Source organism: Nostoc sp. CmiVER01 (assembly GCF_034531135.2).
GTDB lineage: Bacteria > Cyanobacteriota > Cyanobacteriia > Cyanobacteriales > Nostocaceae > Nostoc.
This window is the reverse complement of the sequence record NZ_JAVRBU020000029.1, coordinates 1-20009: the sequence shown is the minus strand read 5'-3', so window position 1 is coordinate 20009 and position 20009 is coordinate 1. Positions and strand designations below refer to the sequence as shown.

General features: G+C 39.5%; 16 protein-coding genes. 8 read left to right on the top strand and 8 right to left on the bottom strand.

Annotated features, from left to right (window positions below):
* Positions 1-3 precede the first annotated feature (3 nt).
* The 4 genes from RMZ43_RS33250 to RMZ43_RS33235 all read right to left on the bottom strand — a co-directional run bounded on the left by RMZ43_RS33250 (position 4) and on the right by RMZ43_RS33235 (position 5649).
* A complete protein-coding gene (locus RMZ43_RS33250; protein WP_322654003.1) occupies positions 4-930 on the bottom strand; it encodes a glycosyltransferase family 2 protein in 927 nt (308 codons plus the stop codon).
* 52 nt (positions 931-982) lie between these two features.
* Positions 983-2305 (bottom strand): flippase, encoded by a 1323-nt coding sequence (locus RMZ43_RS33245; RefSeq protein ID WP_322650858.1) that lies wholly within the window; start codon positions 2303-2305, stop codon positions 983-985.
* A 112-nt stretch (positions 2306-2417) separates the two neighbouring features.
* The gene (locus tag RMZ43_RS33240; RefSeq protein ID WP_322654002.1) at positions 2418-3368 is read right to left on the bottom strand and encodes a glycosyltransferase family 2 protein; all 951 of its coding nucleotides are present in this window, start codon (positions 3366-3368) and stop codon (positions 2418-2420) included.
* A 76-nt stretch (positions 3369-3444) separates the two neighbouring features.
* Positions 3445-5649 (bottom strand): GumC family protein, encoded by a 2205-nt coding sequence (locus tag RMZ43_RS33235; protein ID WP_322654001.1) that lies wholly within the window; start codon positions 5647-5649, stop codon positions 3445-3447.
* Between the two features lie 1452 nt (positions 5650-7101).
* Here RMZ43_RS33235 and RMZ43_RS33230 point away from each other — a divergent pair.
* From RMZ43_RS33230 to RMZ43_RS33205, 6 genes are all read left to right on the top strand, one after another.
* Positions 7102-7485, top strand: coding sequence for a hypothetical protein (locus RMZ43_RS33230; protein ID WP_322650855.1), 384 nt, complete (start codon positions 7102-7104; stop codon positions 7483-7485).
* 71 nt (positions 7486-7556) lie between these two features.
* The gene (locus tag RMZ43_RS33225; protein ID WP_322650854.1) at positions 7557-7985 is read left to right on the top strand and encodes a bifunctional diaminohydroxyphosphoribosylaminopyrimidine deaminase/5-amino-6-(5-phosphoribosylamino)uracil reductase RibD; all 429 of its coding nucleotides are present in this window, start codon (positions 7557-7559) and stop codon (positions 7983-7985) included.
* A gap of 128 nt (positions 7986-8113) precedes the next feature.
* Positions 8114-8254 carry a DUF3172 domain-containing protein gene (locus RMZ43_RS33220; protein ID WP_416212114.1) on the top strand — a complete coding sequence of 47 codons (141 nt, stop codon included), beginning with the start codon at positions 8114-8116 and terminating at the stop codon, positions 8252-8254.
* 79 nt (positions 8255-8333) lie between these two features.
* Positions 8334-8552, top strand: coding sequence for a hypothetical protein (locus tag RMZ43_RS33215; RefSeq protein WP_322654000.1), 219 nt, complete (start codon positions 8334-8336; stop codon positions 8550-8552).
* 735 nt (positions 8553-9287) lie between these two features.
* Positions 9288-10307 (top strand): RpoD/SigA family RNA polymerase sigma factor, encoded by a 1020-nt coding sequence (locus RMZ43_RS33210; RefSeq protein WP_322650852.1) that lies wholly within the window; start codon positions 9288-9290, stop codon positions 10305-10307.
* 112 nt (positions 10308-10419) lie between these two features.
* Entirely contained in the window at positions 10420-10914 is a 495-nt protein-coding gene (locus RMZ43_RS33205; protein WP_322653999.1) for an ureidoglycolate lyase, read from the top strand.
* On the opposite strand, the gene galK is transcribed toward RMZ43_RS33205, so the two are convergent.
* The 4 genes from galK to RMZ43_RS33185 form a co-directional block, all read right to left on the bottom strand.
* Entirely contained in the window at positions 10911-11993 is a 1083-nt protein-coding gene (galK, locus tag RMZ43_RS33200) for a galactokinase (protein WP_322653998.1), read from the bottom strand. The two genes, RMZ43_RS33205 and galK, sit on opposite strands and share 4 nt — an antisense overlap.
* Positions 11994-11998: 5 nt before the next feature.
* On the bottom strand, positions 11999-13087 hold the full coding sequence (locus RMZ43_RS33195; protein WP_322653997.1) for a M24 family metallopeptidase: 1089 nt from the start codon (positions 13085-13087) through the stop codon (positions 11999-12001).
* A 606-nt stretch (positions 13088-13693) separates the two neighbouring features.
* On the bottom strand, positions 13694-14794 hold the full coding sequence (galT, locus tag RMZ43_RS33190) for a galactose-1-phosphate uridylyltransferase (RefSeq protein WP_322653996.1): 1101 nt from the start codon (positions 14792-14794) through the stop codon (positions 13694-13696).
* Positions 14773-16632, bottom strand: a complete 1860-nt coding sequence (locus RMZ43_RS33185; protein WP_322653995.1) for a glycoside hydrolase family 2 protein — start codon at positions 16630-16632, stop codon at positions 14773-14775. Before RMZ43_RS33185 ends, galT begins: the two co-directional genes overlap by 22 nt.
* A gap of 931 nt (positions 16633-17563) precedes the next feature.
* Between RMZ43_RS33185 and RMZ43_RS33180 the strand changes: the two genes are divergently transcribed.
* Complete coding sequence (locus RMZ43_RS33180; RefSeq protein ID WP_322653994.1) at positions 17564-18373, top strand: phytanoyl-CoA dioxygenase family protein; 810 nt, start codon at positions 17564-17566, stop codon at positions 18371-18373.
* Positions 18374-18742: 369 nt separating this feature from the next.
* The gene (locus tag RMZ43_RS33175; RefSeq protein ID WP_322653993.1) at positions 18743-19738 is read left to right on the top strand and encodes a glycoside hydrolase family 43 protein; all 996 of its coding nucleotides are present in this window, start codon (positions 18743-18745) and stop codon (positions 19736-19738) included.
* The last annotated feature ends 271 nt before the right edge of the window (positions 19739-20009 follow it).

Sequence of the window (20009 nt, the reverse complement as noted above, 5' to 3'; positions counted from 1 at the left end):
CCTCTATGTCTTTAAAATTGAGTAATTTATTTTCTTTTTAAATTCTTCTTTAAAAATATCCAGTACAGTGGCTCTATAAACTGTTTTTTGGGTAAAATTATCTGCCTCTACATTTCTCACGATAAATGGTGGATGCTTTAAAGGAAATTCCATTGCTTGCATCGACATATTGATGAATGAAAATTCTTGGTTGGAAGTGAAATGAGTTGCATCTGCACCAGTACCAATATTAGAAACTAAATTAACATTCGGAATAATACTTAAGCTGCCCTGCATCCAGCAAGCAAACGTCCATTGATAATCCCACGTTATATCTGTAGGATTGTTATAAACAGATTGAAATATTCGTCGCCAATAATTTATTGCTTTCTGATCTGCAAGAATGTCATGTAAAATATTTTCTGCTTGTACCTCTTTCCAGAGTTTGATGGTTAAATCATAATGTTGCCAAGCACGTCTCCAACTTGCCCAACCCCAGCAGTGACTGTAACGAGAAAAATAGTAACTGTAGTTTGTGCGTTTTCGTCCAAATTGAAGATTTTGAGCAGAGATTGTGGCAACTCTGGTATCGTTTCTATATTTTTCTAGCAGTTCTTCGCTATATCTGAAAAAAGTTGGGTGAGGAATACAATCATCTTCTAAAATAATTGTCTCTTCAACATTATTAAATACCCAATCTAAACCACTAGATACTCGTTTTGCACAACCTAAGTTGATATCAGAATAATTTTTGATAACTTCACAGTCCCAATCAACCCTATCAATAATTGCCCGAGTTGCTTCACACTTTTCTGCCTCACCTTCACGATCTGTGCGGGCACCATCTGCAATTACAAAAAGTTTTGTTGGTTTGGCTTGGCGAATAGCTTCAAAAACTTTCTCTGTTGTTTGTGGTCGTTTAAAAATAATAAAAGTTACTGGTGTTTGCATTTTTGATTGATTTAGCTAATATTTGAGAAAGATGAAAGTTAGATAATAATGATTAGTTTTTATAAAAAAGAATAAGCGATCGCATCTGAATCTTGAATATTTTTTCTGTTCTTTTGTCAAACGCATTGCATAGAAAAGCAGCAGCAGCTTGAGATATTATTGTTGCGATCGCAGCTCCAAAACCTGCATATTTAGGAATAAGTAATAAATTAAGAATGATATTAAGTATGGCTCCAAATAAAGTCTTACCTAAAGAAACGTGATTTAAACCTTCAGCAATAAACCAGGGTGATGTTGCAAGACCCATAAATACAAATAAAGAAGTCCAAATATGGATTGCTAGTATTGGCCCTGCTTCCGCATATCCACTTCCAAACATCACCATAATTATCTTGTCGGATAGGAATGTCATTGGCAGAGCAATTGTAATAGATATACAGGTAAGGAGGCGAAGTAATTGTCCTATTCGCTGATAATAAAGTCTTTCTGATTTTTCTTTAGCCGCATAAATCGAAGGAGCAACCGAAGAAACAATAGCCGCCGGAATAAAATACCAAATTTCCGAAATACGTACAGCAGCAGAATAAATTCCAACCTCATTATTTCCGGTCATTTGACCTAACATTACCTGATCTATTTTCATAAAAATCATGATAGCGAACCCCGAAAAAATCAGAGGTAAGCTTTCTCTTAATAGAGTTTTGGCAGTAGAAAAACTCCAACGCCATAACAATAGTGAAGATACTTTGACTTGGTAAACAATCAGCAAACCAATTGCACTCATTACAAATTCTGCTAATGTTACCCAAGCAAAAGCTAACAATGGGGCTTTTGTTAAAATCAGTGCTATTTTAATGAGACTATTTAGCAGAAAGGCTATATTCTTTGCAATCACGGTGTATTTCGACTGAACCTGTGATTGAAACCATAGTTCAATAGTATCAGCTGCTCTAAAAATTCCTGCCATTGCTAAAATTGCAACTAGCCATATCTTCAGCGCTTCATGCTCACCTAAGAAAAACATGCCGCCAACTGCCAATAAAACAGAAGCAATTCCACCCAGTAATTTTAGCCAGAAAGTGGTTCCTAAAATTTCTTCTTTGTTTGATGATTGGCGAACAATATGACGAACCACTACATCGTCTAGTCCTAGAGTAAAAACCGGACTAAATAAACTAACAAAGGCTAAAACATAGTTAAATAGACCATACTGTTGTACTCCTAAATAGCGTGCTATCCATACTCCTACAACCAAGCTTGCACCCATACGGAGAATGCGGTCAGCAAACAACCAACCTGTATTGGTAATAATTGCACGCAAACTAGAACTAGATTTAAATTGTGATAAGCTTTGAAGCCTAAATTTACTTAACATTGCCTTTTAATTTAACTATGTGAGACTCTTTATCAATTTTCATAATACAAACTTTGTTAGCTTCTTAAATTATTCAAAATAGCTTAAGTCAAGCCATTGTTTTATATAATTACTAGTTGCTAATTTTTAATTTACCAGACATTAAAATTCTGATAAAGTAGTTGAATAACAAAACAATACCCTTGATTTTCCAATACAAGTTATGTTCAAACAAAAAAATTATTTTTAGATATGAAATAAAATCTTGAAATTTTGGACATGGGATTGTTTTTAGCTCATTGATAGACGTGAAAGCTAATAATAAAGGTAAACTTAAGTTATTTTTTTTAAGAATGTAATTAAATAAGGAATTGCGTTTCCAAAATCTTTTATATTCATAGTTCTTATCTATATGTAAAAATTTATTGTTGTGATATTGATTATTCTGATGTATTCTATACATCACTAAAGGTTTAGACATATAAAACTTTTTAGCCCCTACCAAGGATGCTCCCCATACCAGACAGTCATCAGACCTCACACGCCAATCTTCTATATTCGGGATAGGTAAAATTTTTCTGATTATTTCTCTACGTATTGATAATGTTGAAGTTATAGAGCCAATCCATTCACCATTGCATAAAGTTCTGATTACTGAATAACCCAAATCTAAATCAACTGTATCAGTTTGAAATATTCCTTCCACTGCTCCAAACTTCTTGTATGCACAAAATATAAAATCACATTCAGTACGTCTACTATAAAATTTTAGTGCGTTTTCTAAATATTGAGGTTCATAAATATCATCAGCATCTAAAAAAAATAGAATCTCTCCGGTAGCAGCTAAAAAACCTTCATTAAAGGATGATAATTGCCCTTGATTTATTTTTTTAAAGATACATTTAATATTGTCTAATTGAGCAAATTTAGCGATGACTTCCACAGAATTATCTGTAGATGCGTCATCAACAATAATAATTTCATCAAATTTTACCGTTTGGTTTAAAGCACTATCAATTGCCTCTGAAACGAATTCAGCATAATTGTAGTTATTAATTAAACAAGATGTTCTAATTTTATCCATGTAAAAATACCTCCATCATCATGAATAAGATAGGTTAATTTACTTGCAGCAACTTTCAGTTTTGCAATTTGTTCGATTAACGCTCTTTGGAAAATTTTGTTAAGCTGCTAGATACTAAATCTTGTTGAATTTGTTGTTTTTTGTTGTCATAAAAATAATTATTAGGTTCATTTTTGGTATTCACACCATTGATGACTATCCCTAACACCTTCTGACCTGACTGAGTTAAAAACTCTTTAGCTGAATTCGCACTGTTCAAGTCAACTACTCCAGGACGAACGACTAATAAGATTCCGTCAGTGAGGGTACTTAAAACAGCAGCATCTGCTATTCCTGATAAAGGAGGAGTATCAAAAATTACAAAATCATAATCTAGGTCAAAGTTACTAATTAATGCTGCCATGCGTTGAGAATCTAGCATAGCTACTGGATTAGGAGGCAAAATGCCAGAAGTAAGAACCTCAAGATTAGGCATTACTTCTTGTATTGCTACATCTAAAGAAACTTGACCAGCTATAGCATTACTTAGCCCTGTTACATTTGTTAGCCCCCAGATATGATGCTGCATGGGATTACGCATATCTGCATCCACCAACAAGACTCGCCGCCCTGCCTGAGCCATTGTCACAGCTAAATTTGCAGATACGTCAGACTTTCCTTCTTTGGCAACGGAACTTGTGATTACAATGCTTTTTAGCGGTTTATCAGAACAGAGAAACTTCAAGTTCACTTGTAGTACTTGGTATGCATTACCAAGAGGGAAGTAAGGAATATCTCTGCCAATGATTTTAGGAATAGCTCTATCGAGTCCTGCTATAGAAGGATTATCTTTACCATTTCTACTTTGTGTCGGAATTACTCCCAAAACACTGTATTTCATTACTTCTTTGGCTTCTTTGACAGTCTTCACCGAGCGGTCTACTAAGTCTAAACCAAAGGCAACAATGATACCTAAGAAAAGACCAATTCCTCCTCCACCAACTATAAACAGCATTTTGCGAGGCCCTTCTGCTTTCTCGGGGATTAAAGCATAGGAAATCACACGAGCATTAGGAATCTTTTGGTTCTGTGCAATATCAATTTCTTGGCGTTTCTTTAAGAGTGTTTCGTAAGTCGTTTGAGCTGCTTGTAGCTTCCGTTCTAGCTCTCGTTGAGTCTGTTCTAGCTTTGGCAAATTATTTGCTCGTTTGATATAAGCCTCTTGCTGTCGCACAAGTGTGGCAATTTGTCTTTCTAGACCGACACGTTCTGCCTGAGCACGAGTAATATCTGCTATTAGGCTTTGGCGCAGTTGTCCAACCTGTAAACTTCCCTGTGTTATCTGCGCTGTACCAGCGAATTGTCCTATTCGCTCTTTTAGCAAGCTTTGAAGAGCTACGACTTTTTCTTGTAAGTTAATAATTATAGGGTGTTCAGGTGAAAAACGTGTACGTTCTAGCGCTAATTGACTTTCTGTTTCTTGGAGTTGAGCAAGCACTTTCTGAACTCCAGGTGCTTGAGTTAATTCAGATGCGATTACACCTTGCTGTGGGTCTATCTTAGCTTCACTGCGTAACTGTTCTAAACGACCTTTAACATCATCTAATTGAGCTAAAGCTTGAGAAATTTGGTTTCCTAATTTGGAAATCGTATCAACTGCTGCGTTTGCTTCTTGTCCTAAGACAACAACTTTATTCTTTTCTTTAAATAACCGGAGTTTTGATTCGGCTCTTCTGACAATTTCTTCAGCTTTTGGTACTTCCGTTACGAGAACTTCTTTGGCTATCAGTGCTTCATTCTGATTAGCTTTGATATTTAGCTCGATATAACTGTCGATAACTTTATTGACGATTTTGGCAGCTAGTTCAGGATTGCCACCTTTATAAGAGATTTGTACAACATCAGTGCCTTTGATTCCTTCTATCTTTAGTTGTTTTGCTAGGTCGGGAATTGAGAGCAGTTTGCCTTTGCTATCTTTGAGGTTGAGGGAATTAATTGTTTTCTCAATCACTGGATTTGAGCCAATAACTCTCACCTGAGTTTCCAGAGGATTGTCGTTGACATTCAACGCTTCCAAGCGTCCTATGTCTTCTGATAACCCTGTGAGTGAGGAAGAGCGATTGGTCTTAATCATCAAACTTCCTTCTGCTTTGTATGAAGGTTTTAGTGAAAATGCATACAAGCATCCAAGGGTAACAGCTATGCCGAAAATACCAATTAGAGGTAGCCAACGCCTTTGAATAACTTCTAAGTATTTCTGAATATTTACTTCTTCAACCTGTGGTAAAGATTGCATTGTCATAATATATACAAATTTTATAAATAAGTTGATTACTTGTAGGAGATATTTCTCAGTCTTTTACCGATACTAGTACTGGAGTCTACTTTGGTATGGTAATATCTGCGTTAATTATCAGCTAATACCTTTTTATTGAGGTTGCTTAAGAGCTGAAGTAAATTAGTAAACATCTTTGACTAGCAGTAAGTGGTTTCCACTTCTGCACAAAAGGGTAAATAGTACATAATTTTGATTATTTGTAATTACGAACTCACTTTCATTACAATTCGAACTCCTTTCCAGAAATATGCAAGTATCAAGTTGATTGAGAAACCTAGAGTAAAAAAACTAATTACCGATTTAACTTAACATTGTGTTACTGCTGATGAAAGTATTAATCATCTAGTAATCAACATCATATTCTGTAAAAACACTGGTTTGGAGAACTTTACAAAATTTTCATACAAATGCTAGTATATTAGCTACCTTTTTGCTGATTCTGAAAAGACAAAAAAATAATTGCTTCAGAGTAAAAAATAAAATAACTGTGCCAACCTACAAGCAATGGAACGACTTTATCAATTATCAGTTACCAGTTTTAATCGAAGGGTTTAAATCCTCAACCATACGCCTATTAACTGTTTAGTATTAATTGTTCACTGTTTTAAAGGTAGGCTTCAGATAGTGATAAGAGATGCCTAGAAAGACTAGATGGATATTTACCTGATCTGCTGCTTAAAAGTTCTGAACAATAATTAGTTTTTGCTTAGAATAATGGTCAATCTTGAGAACGATACAGGACTGACATAATAAAATTGTGTGATTTGAGTATTAAACTTGTAAAGACTCACAACCAATTTAATTTGCCTACACTGGTGAAATACTTCTTAATATGTGGAAATGACAGCACATTGTCCGCTCTTAAGTTTATATCCCGTATTTTAGGTTTAGTCAAAACTTGCGATCGCCTTGTTTGTATTCTGCAATAGACACAAAATACTCCTTCCAAGGTTTATTTAATAATATATTGTCTTACCTCTGTAACTATATAGTAACACGCGTAAGAGATAAATGGCTAGTAACTAAGGTTTGCAGAATAAAACCGAACTATATGAAGAAAGATAAACTCCGGTACAATCGTTTTCATTGATGCTTTATGCCAAGAACAAAGTTTTACGCTGACTTACTTATTAATACGGCTAAAAGAATATAAGTTAGTAGAGTTGCAGCAGAAAGCACAGAAAAGACGAGGCTCAAATTCCGACATGGTTAGAGCATGGATTGCTCAATTGCCTCCTTTTAGACAAAAATCTACATCAGACTAAATAAACTTTACTATGTTTTTCATGAAGTTTAGCTAAAGTTCTTGCTATTTGTGTTAACCTGAAGTATTAAAACTCGGCTGCTATTTTTTGCTTTCTGTATTTAGGCAATTTTAATTATTAAACTAACATTAACTGTAAAGAGTATTGAATTATGAAATTATCTTCAATGATTGTGATTAGTGTACTCGCTCTCCCCCAGAGTGTCTATGCTAACCAAGAAAATGCTCCTATGATAACAGGCGATTACAATCAGGCTGAAGTTTTATTGACGGAACCAGCCACGATTAACAGTACATGGAGTAATTTTACTCGACAGACCAATAATCCCAAAGAAACTCCTGAATCAATTTTGCTAGTACAGGAGCAAGAATGCCAAAAGATTAACCCGCTTGAGTTTATCAATAACCCAGGTGCTTTTTTTAAGCAATGTCAAAAGCCAAGAAATACCCAAACTTCTCAGAGTACTGAGCCAATTGAGTATCTCAAGGTTCCTAAACTGGATTCTGGTATTAGTGTGACAGTTACTAAATTTTGATATAAAACCTTTTTAGCAAGAGATAATTAATTATTGGTAGTGTAATTTATCTAGATAATTTACGTTAAAACATGGATGAAATATTTATGTTGGCTGCTTTAGCTCAAAGCCGAAAAGCTTTGCCGGAATGTTTGCCGAATCCACCAGTTGGCTGTGTAATCATAGATGCCCAAGAGATAGTAGCCAAAGGATACACGCAAGCGCCTGGAAAACACCATGCTGAGGCTGACGCACTTAAGCAAATTCAAGGTAAAGCTTTCAACTTCTTGAAAATGTATGTAACTCTTGAACCTTGTTCTTTTCATGGACGCACACCCGCATGTGCTTTAGCGATCGCCAAAGATCGTCGTATACATGAAATATATGTATCTATAATTGATCCAGACTCCCGTAATAATGGTCAAGGATTGGACATTCTTAAGAATGCAGGAAAGATAGTTAATGTTGGGCTATGCGCTAATGAGGTAAGTGCTTTTCTTAACCAATATCTAATAAAGTGATATTAAAATTATGCTGTATAATAATTAACCACTCTGAAACATAAGTCTTTTCGCTTCTATAGGATAACTACCTGCGATCGCGGGTCTTGCTGTCTTGCCAAGTATAATTCTTGGTGTTAATGTAGCGAATATTACTACTTTTAGTCAAAAAAAATGTCGCCAAGAGTAATTACATTGATAATACTGCACTTAATACAGATGTCTGCGTTCAGTATGACACAAGCGCAATTATCATATATACCTGCGTTTTTGCCGTCCTAAATCCCTAATTACAAATATTTAACTGGATTTTCAAGAAGCAAGGCAGCTATGCTGTTTTGGTGGAAGTAGAAGGGAAAAGAATTTAGCTTGTTTATTTTCTTTGTAGCGGTTGGCGCACCACCAGTTAAAACAATTCGCAATGGGCAACTCTTGGAGACGCTAAAAGCGAACGCCCCGCTACGAAGAGAGCAATTACGTTTTGCGTTAGCGAGTCTGCGAGCGTCCGGGGATTTAGACCTCGACCCAAAACGGGCTGCCTGTCTTGCTGGGGACTTAAACCCCCAAAGTTCGTTGAACCGCTCCTAAGAAAGCTGTTCTTAAATAGAAGAAGCTGGATAAGTGCTCTTTTGATAGCTATAGGAATCGTATTTGATTTTTGAAATGATCTCCGTGGGCGGGGAGTGGGGAGTAGGGAGTAAGGAATAGGGAATTAGGCTTTTTAATTTGTACCAAGCTTTTTCATAAATCAAACATTAGTCCTATAGCGTTCTACGTAGAGAACTTGATATTATTAGATTATTTAGTAAAAAATCAGGGGTCATAAATGGGCATTGTAGGTTTAATAAGTTGATATTCAATGAAATCAAAATATAACCTAAATAGTAGTAATAGAAATAAATTATTAATTTGTGGTTTAATAATTTTAAATTCCGACTAGTGTAAAGTTTTTGTGTTATTGCTCTATTCTTTGTAATAAAATTATTATCGAGTCAATGTTTAATTTACTCATAAAGTATATTAGATAAATAAATAATAATTATGTTTCACAGATATGCAAATATTAAGAATAAAGTAGTGTAATAGGTTCAGAAGATATGCTAATAATACTTGAGGTAATTGATTTGTTACTACTGATGATGTTATTATTAGGGAGTAGGTTGATTTTGGGTTTATTATCTCCAAGAATTGACTTGTAATGTATCATAGACCAAAATTCATCAGTATTGTCAATTGATTGATTAGCAGTGTGAAATGGCTATGGGTCTGAATATGTAGACTTGATACCAATAAATTGATGACGTTACAGAGGAGCAAATAACCATGAGCAACTTAACATCTCCACCTACCGAAGTTCAAAAAACGAAGAAAAAAACTTTAGCCGCAGATAAAAAACCTCGATCTACAGATGATATTGTGCGTAGTTATCTGCAAGAAATCGGGCGTGTAGATTTGTTGACTCGTGAACAAGAGGTTATTTTTGCCGAACAAGTGCAGCAGATGATGAATTTACTCGCTGCTAAAGAAGAATTGGCTATGAAATTAAATCACGAACCCACACTGCAAGAATGGGCAGATCGGGTGGAGTTAAGTGTTGATCTGGTAGAGCAACAGCTAAATTTAGGACATCAAGCCAAGCAGAAAATGATTCAGGCTAATCTCAGGTTAGTGGTAGCAGTGGCGAAGAAATACCAGCACCGCAACCTGGAATTTATGGATTTAATTCAAGAAGGTACTTTAGGTTTAGAGCGAGGAGTGGATAAATTTGATCCTGCTCTTGGTTATAAGTTTTCTACCTACGCTTACTGGTGGATTCGTCAAGGAATCACAAGAGCGATCGCTCAACAAGGACGAACAATTCGTTTACCTATCCACGTCTTTGAGAAACTGAACAAAATTAAACGGGTGCAACGAGAATTATCTCAACAGTTAGGTCGCGTTCCTACTACTGCTGAAATTGCTACCGCCTTATCTTTGACACCTAGCCAAGTTAGAGAATGTTTGTACTTGGCACGTCAACCCTTTTCCTTAGAGGCGCGAGTTGGTGAACAACAAGATACAGAATTGCAGGACATACTGGAGGATGATGGCCCTTCTCCGGAAGACTATGCTGTTGAAGAATCTTTGCACCAAGATTTACAAGACTTGTTGGCAAAGCTGTCCCCCCAGCAGCGAGAAATATTAACCTTGCGCTTTGGTCTGACTGATGGATATGAACTTTCTTTAGCACAGATTGGCGATCGCATGGGTATTAGTCGAGAACGGGTACGTCAGATAGAGCAAAAAGCTCTCAGTCTTCTCCGACGGCAAAAAGAACAAGTACGTAGTTATTTAGCAAGCTGAGATTATTTTTTATAATAATGTAGAACATTTAAACTCAGGAAGTTACCATTATGATTGGATAAAACTCAGTCATTTTGGGAAAAAATAAACCTAAGCATCTCAAAGGTTTGATATGAGTACATCAAAGACAGTGCAACAATTGCAAGCACAATCTGTGACTTCTGAAAACTTTCGGCGTTATGGACAGGTTATTTTTGCAAGTCTTGATGGTAAAGCTTGCGATGGGGAAGATGCCCAGTTAAACCTGCAAAACGGGATTCCACGGTTTTATATTATGCGGTTAGAGAAAAGAGGGCGAAAATTTCACAAAATTACTCGTCATGTGCAATGTACTCAATGTCTGGGTTCTTTGTCAGGGAAAGATTGGTTAATTGCAGTTTGCCCTCCTAATAATGATGTAAATGTACCAGCATTAGAAGAAATTGCTGCTTTCCGCATTCCGGGGAATTGTTTTATCAAGCTACATGAGGGTACTTGGCATGCTGGCCCCTATTTTGACCATGAAGCTGTAGATTTTTATAATTTGGAACTAGCTGATACAAATATGGTGGATCATTTCACCCATGATTTTCTCAAGAGTCATCAATTAGAGTTTGAGATGGTTTAGGTTTCATCACTCAATCCTAAAGAAGGAACTAAAATGCGTCCGTTGTAACCTGCTTGGTTGTATTGTTCAAGGACATGAGTTGCAATACTTTTGCTCTCACCCGATCTAACCAAAGCTACACTTGCCCCCCCAAAGCCTGCACCCGTGAGTCTTGCACCAAATACCCCTTCTGTTTTCTGCAAAATCTCTACCAACTTATCTAGGGCTGGTACTGAAACTTCGTAATCATCTCGCAAGCTGGCGTGGGAAGCGTTCATCAATTTGCCAAAGTGTTCAGATGTTACTCCCTGCAATACTTCCAAGACGCGGTTATTTTCTGTAATTACATGACGGGCACGACGCTGTAGTGGTTCAGGTAAGGTTTTTGTTACATTAACATCAGTAATATCTCGCAATGCTTTCACACCGAGCGATCGCGCCGCCTCTTCACACTCAGCCCGACGCTGGTTATAACCGCTACCTGCTAATGTGCGGGGTACACCGCTATCAATGACCAAAATCTTCGCTTTCTCAGGCAAAGGCATCACCCGACGTTCTAAAGTTCGAGTATCTAAAAATAAGATATGTTCAGTGTCAGCCAAGCTAGAAGCCATCTGATCCATGATGCCGCATTGTACGCCAGCATATTGAATTTCTGCTTGCTGGGCGAATTGGGCGATTTCAACATCATCAATGGGAAGGTTTAGAAGTTGGCGTAATGCTCGAAGGCTTGCTACTTCCAAAGCGGCGCTGCTAGACAAACCCGAACCCATCGGAACCGACGATTTGACGTACACACAAAGCCATGAAATTGTATATCCTGCTTTTTGCAAAAGCTCAATACAGCCAAAAATATAACTGGCAAATCCAGACGGCTGATGATTGATATCTGAAATGCTCACTTGCTCGTTGAGATTTTCCGAGTAAAAGTGATGCTGGCTATCGCTACTAAAACCTAGCTGTACCGTTGTACCTTGAGGAATCGCAGTTGGAAGAACGAAGCCATCATTATAGTCGGTATGTTCGCCCAGTAAATTTACTCTTCCTGGCGCACTGGCTTGAGTTTCAGGTGGTTTACCAAATACTTCTTGAAAATCCATAATTTTTAATTGTACAAAGGTACGGAGCGCAATCTTCCTTCTACCTCAACATTAGGGAAATTTGGATCAAAAGTCAGATTTTCTAACTTTCCATCTTTCAAAATCACAAAAGTATCTTCAATTTTTGCTCCTCGTAAACTGGGATTCCAAGCGACAGCAATTCCTTCTGCCAAAGTATCAGTAGTGCTTGGATTTGCTACAATTTCTCGCGCTAAATATCCGGTGGTTCCTCCCTGGTGATGTTCCCGAATGGCATTGGGAAATCCATGCTCTTTATAAGCCTGAGCTAGCGCGTGATAAACTCTGTCCAAAGTGGTTCCAGGTTGGCACAAATTTAAAACTACTGCTTCTATTTCGCGCACATGGGAATGTAATTCGGCCTGTTCGTCTGAGAGCTTACCAAAACAAACAAATCGAGTTAGATTTGCATACAAACCGTAACCTCTAGCGCAAAATACCAGCATCGCTTGCCGTCCAATTTGTTCTGCTGTGGCTGTAGCATGACGGTATAGCGGTAAACGTCTCTCACCCGCTACCAGTGTCAGCGCCGGATGTAAGCCTTTCGCCCATAAAGCCTCTGCACCTGCACCCGCTAACTGATATTCTGTCCAAGTTGGCTTGGCGGCTTTGAGTACTTCTGTCATTGCCTGACTAGCTTTTTGCCCAACTTGGCGATATCGCTCTAATTCACTTGACATCATTACCCGTTTGTGAAATTGCAGAGATAGGGGTAACGGCTGTTCTAAATTGGAGGTGGGGCGATCGCTAATTACTTTTCCGTTGCCAGTTGCATCACGAACAAAAGACTCACGGGCAGCATAATCAGCCCAAGGGTTCACATATACCTTAAAATTAGCAGGCAGTTCTTCATCCTTAAGACGCTGCGCTTCAATTTCATCTGTCAATACCCAAGCATCTTCAGCAGTTACTAATACTTCTGCTACGCCAGTTTCAGCAGTTAGCAGCACGGTGTTAGAAGCGCCAGCTGTCGCCCAGGCAAACCAGTCTGTACCCCGCAAACGCACGGCTTGTACTTCGGTTTCACGCAAGGTTTGCCTGATTAACTCTAGTTTTTTGGAGACTTCTTCGTTCATACAAAATTAGTAACCATAGATGAATACAGACTAATTATGAGGTTCATCTGTGTTTATATGTGTATGTCTATGGTTTGAGAAAAACGTAGCTACGGTATCATATCGAGTTTGGCATTCAATATTTACTTATAAAATTGTATTTGTAATTACAAATTAAATTGACATTGGGTAATCCTTCTAGGAGAATCGCACATCGGGGCAAGGTAGTTCTCAAGAACGATGTAGTAGTTAGTAAATCTTTGAAATTATGAAAGCGTAGGAGCTACAGCCTACCAGTCGAAGTAATGGGGACAGAGGATACACAACCCACAACTACTAATTGTAGTAATCAATTACCAGATGTTAAGAATAATGACTAACAAATAGCTATTGAGAGTAATGGCTAATCAAAGGTTAATGTGAGCAATTCTAATACCAATTTGCCAAAAAAACACTAGATGATAAATAATAGCTGCTAGAAATGCCAGACTTAAATTTACAGCCAATGCTTTATCTGTTGTGGGTTTTTAAAAAATCAGCGTTAGTTAGAGTTCAAGAAAATATATAAAAACAAAATGAGGTGCATTCTTTATCAAATGCACCTTTTTTAAGTTCCCTATTTTCTCTTTACGCCGAAATCGGTTCTTCAATATTTACCACCACAGCTTGTAGCTCTTTCGCTTTCTCTTCTGGCAAAGCATCATTGGCAAACATCCCTGCTGCAAGTTCAGTTCCCGCTAGATACTTCAGCCTTTCGCTTGTCCGATATGGTGGAAAAAACTCAGCGTGTAAATGCGCTTCGGGATGAGCTAAACCGTCAGTTGGTGCTTGGAACCAAGCCATCAAGTAAGGAAATGGACGATTCCACAAACCGTCATACTTGAGAGTGACAGTTTTTAACGCCTTAGCAACTCCCCAACGTTGCTGTGGGGTAAGATCCATAAAAGTGCCAACTGGCTCTTTAGGAGCAATCCAAACTTCATAGGGGTAACGAGCGCATACCGGGACAAATGCGATCGCATACTCATCTTGATAAATAATCCGTTGATTGTCTGCAATTTCCTGCTGAATCAAGTCTTGCAGTAAACCCCGTTGATGTTCTTTATAATACTCCTGCTGCATTGCCAGCATTCGCGCCGGAACAGGTGGTATAAAAGGATAGGCGTAAATTTGCCCGTGGGGATGGTGCAATGTTACACCCACCTCTATACCCTTATTTTCAAAGGGCAACACATACTGAATTTGGGGATTTAGCCCTAGTTCGCGGGTGCGATCGCCCCACACTTCTAAGAGCAAATCAAGGTGTTCCAATTCCAGAGAACTAAGGGAAGCTTGGGCATTTTGAGCAAAAACCACCACTTCACACGCCCCATTAGCAGGCAATGTTTCCACAATGCACTCTGGCGGATCGTGTGCCGTTTGAGCCATTGAGGGAAAGCGATTATCAAACACCGCTACATCATACTTACCTGGGGGGAGTTCTGTAGGAAACTCCGGTTTCATAGTGGGTGCAAGGGGGTTATATTCTGGGGGCGGCATGAAAGTCCGCCCTTGACGGTGAGAAGCGTAAGCAACCCATTCGCCGCGTAAAGGATGCCAGCGCAGGTGGGGATTTGCCTGCACTGGTTCATTACTAGGGCTAGTGGCGATGATATTATCGGCAATCGGGTATCGACTGTATAAGGTCAGTGGACGACCATCCGGCTTTAACAGCTTGTGGGAGTACATAATCCTTGTCCTGAAAGGGTCGCAGCGCGGATCGCCTCAATGGGAAATTTAGGTGTGCGATCGGCGTATAATAAACCGTTAGCTTCTTGGAAAGTATCTGTAAATTGGGTGTAGCAAAATCCGCTAAACAACTCGATATCATTAATCGTTTCGAGCAGAGTAGCGTATTTAATTTCTAGCTCGGAAATATTGGAGCAACGCTCATACCCCCAAGCTTTATCTGCATCGGGGTTATCAACAGGAGCATAGGCAATACCACCGAACTCAGTCAGCATCACTGGTTGTCCCTGATGCGGAAAGTTATCCAGTGTCAGGATGCGCCCTCCAGGACGCTTCCGGTCAAACAAATCTGATAGCTTCACTTCTGGCCCATAGCGATGACCTAATCGTTGTGGGTGAGTGTCGTAATCATGAATAGCCAGAATATCCGTATCTGTACTTTCCCAGCCATCGTTGCCAATCACTGGACGGCTCGGATCGAGAGTTTTAGTTAAGTGATACATTGCCAAAACGTAGTTTCGGTGAGCCGCAGTCTCAACCAAATTCGGAACTCCCCAGGATTCATTAAACGTTACCCAAGCTACGATACAGGGGTGGCTGATATCCCGCCTGATTACCTCAGCCCACTCTCGCGTTGTGCGTTCCACTGCTTTCGGTGTGAAACGATATGCACTGGGCATCTCTTCCCATACTAACAACCCCAGCACATCTGCCCAATATAAAAATCGCGGGTCTTCAATTTTCTGGTGCTTACGGACTCCGTTAAAACCCATTGCTTTAGCAAGTTCGACATCGCGCCGCAATGCCCCATCGTCCGGTGCTGTCATTAGCGAATCGGGCCAGTAGCCTTGATCCAGAACTAAGCGCAAATAATAAGGACGACCATTGAGCATAAAGCGATCGCGCTGTATCCCCACAGTCCGCATTGCTGTATAGGATTTTGCTTCATCCAAAAGTTCATTGTTATGCCAAAGTTGAACGTGGGCATCCATTAAAGTGGGCTTTTCTGGACTCCATAGCAATTCGTTGCGGTAGTCGTCGATACCTGGATCGGAAAGGGAAATGCGACGGCCAATTTCTCCGTTAAACACTTCATAAGTATCGTTTGCCAGCACGTTATTGCCAATGCTCAGTTTTACCTTGATTTGGATACCAGCAGGGGCATCACCTGCGATCGCAGCATAACAACCAACTTCCCACCGCTCAAAATCGGGACTCCACCGAATATTATCGATGTAAGTTCTACCCACCCGCTCAATCCAGACTGTTTGCCAAATACCACTGGTGCGAGGATACCAAATACTGTGCGGTTCCAATTGCCAATCTTGCTTTCCTCTAGGCTTGGCAAGGTCACAAGGATCGTCCTGGGCCCAGACTGTTACTTTAGTTATGCCAGTGTCATTCAAAACTGCGGTAATATCCAGCGTGAAAGGAGTATGTCCCCCTTCATGCTCTATCATGTATTGACCATTCACCCATACACGGGCGCGATAATCCACAGCCCCAAAGTGCAGTAATAATCTGCCGTCACCTTCAGGCGTTTCAAATTCTCGCTCATACCAGCAATTTGGATGAAAACCTGTATCACCAATACCACTTTTGGTAGATTCGGGAGCGAAGGGAACTTGTATATGATGAGTCCACCCCTGGATATCGCCTGGTTGAACACATCGTCCTTCATCGTCAAAAGCGAATTTCCACTCACCGTTTAAATTTAGCCAGTGCGATCGCTGTAACTGTGGACGTGGATACCCAGCTTCTGGAAAGTTAGAAACCCTTTGATTATCTGTACTAGAGGGTAACTCTGTCTTGCGCTTTTGTATATCCAACAATTTCATTAAAACCTCTTAATGTAACTACAATAGAACAAATTTTCTGTGCCTTCGGTTTAGACTAAACTAGGCTATTTTGAGACATTACAGGAGTTTTTTGCTCCTTTTACCGTAATCTATATAACTTTATACCTATATTGACATAATGCTATTTATCGCTTAATAGTAAACATAAAATACATTAAGCGCCTTAGTATGGGGGATACAAAATTAGGTATAGACTATTAACTCGTGACATTATGGCACACATATTGTAAATATTTGCCAAGTTGGCAGGAAATAATTAGGTAAGCTGTTCCATATTTAAATTGCATCTACTGGTCGGCAAAACGCCCACCCCATAAGAGTTATGCTGAATTTGGTTTTGTAACTTAACCCTATTGCCCCATAAGACTGGAATTTTTTAACTAATTCTGGGGGTTTAAGTCAATATCAACTCACAAGTGCAGAGGTGTGTCTTACAAAATTCACATTCAGGGAACTTCCGCTCCGGTTTGGCGCTAAATCTTCGTTACAAAACTTAATTAAGTATTACAAATTATTTTAATTTCTGCATTACGGAGTTGTAGCTAATTTTCAACAGTCGTCCTATGAATCTGCGGCGAAAACTCCCATCTTGGCGGCAAAGGCAACAGTTTTTGCCTTCAGTAGTTTTATCACCTCTTACTACACTTATAATATCACAATTTGGGCAGTGAACTAGCTTAAGAAGCATTACTGTATTTCTGATTCAGCACCTTCCCTACAACCGAAAAACCCTAGCAACTAACCAACATAAAGCTTTATCTATAAAGAGAATTGGATAACCTAAGTCTACAAAAACTGATAAGTCAATTCCAGAAATGGTGCGCTATTATCGACGAACAATTGCAAAAACTGCTATTGAGAGTCCGATTTAAATTTGACTTTAACATGAGGAATTGGCGAGGATAAGAAAATGGTTCAAAGTATAGGTAGAGTAAATAAATATACAGATACTGACCTAAACCAATTTGCCGAAGACCTAAATCGAGACGGAATTTGTGTGATTCCCGGTCTTTTTGACAAAGAATTGATTAGCGAATGGGCAAAAGCTTTTGATAATTTATTCCAAGAACGTCAAAATCAACCAGGTGGACTGGCTCCCCGTGAAATTGCGCGTTACTATCTAACATTGCCTTGGGTTTCCCCCTTTGCTAACGTAGAAGTTTTTGCTAATCCAGTGATTATGGGTGTGCTGGAGCGAGTATTTTATCAGGAATATGTGATGGTTCAGATGGGGGTTGATCTTCCAGTACAGGGTTCGGATTATCAGGAAATCCATCGGGACTATCGCCCTTTGTTCTCCGATCAAATAGTAACGCCACTCTACGCTCTTGCCGTTAACTTCCCACTTGTGGAAGTAACCGCAGAAAACGGGCCGTTCCAGATGGCGCGTGGTACGCATCTTTTGCCGCGTGAAGAGGGACTAAGAAAAATTGCTACTGGTGAAATTCCGATGGAATCTTTTTATATGGAGCTAGGGGATGCCATGATTCGGACACCTTTGGCGTTACATCGGGGTTCACCAAATCGGACTAACCAGCCAAGACCGATGGTAGTTATGGGCTATGCTATGCACTGGTTGCACACGCCGAAGGTAGATTTGACTCTCCAACGAGACTATTATGAGAGCCTACCAGACAATTTAAGGCAGATGATTCGTTGTCAGGTGGTGGAACAGTTGCCAAAGGAAAAGGTTGAAACTTACGTAAATTTTAAGTACTAATAAGTTATTCCCATTTTACAGCTATTAGTCTGTCAATAAATAATTGATGGATAAATTAAGAGTAGAGACGGCGATTTATCGCATCTCTTTAACCTCTTTACTCTGTGTTCTCTACCACTCTGCGGTTAAATAAATTACTTTTAAACCGTAGAGGGGTAGAGAGCGCTGAGAAAAAATAATCTTAATTTTACGAGTTACGTTGAAAGGGGTAGTCTTAAAGTTTTTGTATTTTGTAGAGGAGTTTGGAATCATTCATACTCAAATTCAGCAATGTCGGACAATTCAAGGGTGCGAACCAGCATAAAGATAGTTGTTTTTGCGATCGCACTTCCTCAAGAATTGAGTTAACACGCTATAGCGAGTGCCGAGATGTTAACTTATACCAATCCAGTTTACAAAGGCTATTTTGCCGATCCTTTCGTTTGGGAATTTGAGGGTGTATACTATGCGATCGGTACTGGTGCAGCCGAAGCGGAAGGAATGGTAGATGAAATCGCAAAACTACGTGTCTTCCCTCTTTTACGCTCCTTTGATTTCGTGAATTGGGATTTTGTAGATAACGCACTGTTGCGGCCAGACCCCTCCCTTGGCGATAATTTTTGGGCCCCCGAAGTTGCTTATTGCAATGGCAAATTTTACCTCTACTACTCTGTAGGACACGAGGATAAAAATCATCAGTTGCGTGTTGCCACGAGCGATAATCCTCTAGGCCCCTATAAAGATGTTGGTGAGCCACTTGTAGATCCAAATTTTTGCTCCTTCGCCATCGACCCTCACGCATTCCGTGATAACGATGGGCAGTGGTATTTATTTTATGCTCGTGATTTTTTAGACACTCAGGGCGGCGTGCGGGCTGGTACTGCCCTTTTTGTAGATCGGCTCCAAGATATGACGAAACTTTGTGGTGTCGGTAAAGTCGTCTTACGGGCGCGTTCCAATTGGCAACGATTTTTAGCCAACCGATTGATGTATGGTGAACATTTTGATTGGCATACCTTAGAAGGCCCCTGTGTCCGTAAACATGGAGGCCGATATTATTGCTTTTATAGTGGTGGGCGCTGGGAAACAGAGGACTACGGCGTAGATTATGGTGTTGCCGATAGTGTGATGGGGCCTTACTCTGATGTGGGTAACGAAATGGGGCCACGGGTGCTACGTTCGCTTCCTGATCGTGTGAAAGGGCCTGGACATAACTCAATCGTTGTAAGCCCTGACGGTCAGACTGATTACATTGTCTACCATGCTTGGGATGTAAACATGGATGCGCGGCGAATGTGCTTGGATAAACTTATTTGGTCGGCAGATGGGCCATATTGCGAAGGCCCCACCTGGACACCACAGGCGATCGCCTCCAAATCAATTTGATTTCCAAGGATTAATACCAATTCACAAAAACCTTGAAATAGCTTCACTGTTGGCTGGCTCACCCGCCTGGAACTAAAGTTCTTTGGCTTTTAGCTAAAGTCTACTTAAATAGACTAAAGATTCTTCAAATTATTTAGTCATCTTTGGATGACTTTCGCTATTAGCAAGGAACTAAAGTTCCTTGCGGGATATGGCTAGTAGTCTGCCAACCCAAAAATGCGCTTGTGAGGGCGCAGGAATTGGGGAAAGGTTAAAGGTTAAAGGAGTAAAC

Coding starts and splice junctions, on each gene's coding strand:
- RMZ43_RS33250 (WP_322654003.1), bottom strand. CDS start 930: ATGCAAACACCAGTAACTTTTATTATTTTTAAACGACCACAAACAACA.
- RMZ43_RS33245 (WP_322650858.1), bottom strand. CDS start 2,305: ATGTTAAGTAAATTTAGGCTTCAAAGCTTATCACAATTTAAATCTAGT.
- RMZ43_RS33240 (WP_322654002.1), bottom strand. CDS start 3,368: ATGGATAAAATTAGAACATCTTGTTTAATTAATAACTACAATTATGCT.
- RMZ43_RS33235 (WP_322654001.1), bottom strand. CDS start 5,649: ATGACAATGCAATCTTTACCACAGGTTGAAGAAGTAAATATTCAGAAA.
- RMZ43_RS33230 (WP_322650855.1), top strand. CDS start 7,102: ATGAAATTATCTTCAATGATTGTGATTAGTGTACTCGCTCTCCCCCAG.
- RMZ43_RS33225 (WP_322650854.1), top strand. CDS start 7,557: ATGGATGAAATATTTATGTTGGCTGCTTTAGCTCAAAGCCGAAAAGCT.
- RMZ43_RS33210 (WP_322650852.1), top strand. CDS start 9,288: ATGAGCAACTTAACATCTCCACCTACCGAAGTTCAAAAAACGAAGAAA.
- RMZ43_RS33205 (WP_322653999.1), top strand. CDS start 10,420: ATGAGTACATCAAAGACAGTGCAACAATTGCAAGCACAATCTGTGACT.
- galK (WP_322653998.1), bottom strand. CDS start 11,993: ATGGATTTTCAAGAAGTATTTGGTAAACCACCTGAAACTCAAGCCAGT.
- RMZ43_RS33195 (WP_322653997.1), bottom strand. CDS start 13,087: ATGAACGAAGAAGTCTCCAAAAAACTAGAGTTAATCAGGCAAACCTTG.
- galT (WP_322653996.1), bottom strand. CDS start 14,794: ATGTACTCCCACAAGCTGTTAAAGCCGGATGGTCGTCCACTGACCTTA.
- RMZ43_RS33185 (WP_322653995.1), bottom strand. CDS start 16,632: ATGAAATTGTTGGATATACAAAAGCGCAAGACAGAGTTACCCTCTAGT.
- RMZ43_RS33180 (WP_322653994.1), top strand. CDS start 17,564: ATGGTTCAAAGTATAGGTAGAGTAAATAAATATACAGATACTGACCTA.
- RMZ43_RS33175 (WP_322653993.1), top strand. CDS start 18,743: ATGTTAACTTATACCAATCCAGTTTACAAAGGCTATTTTGCCGATCCT.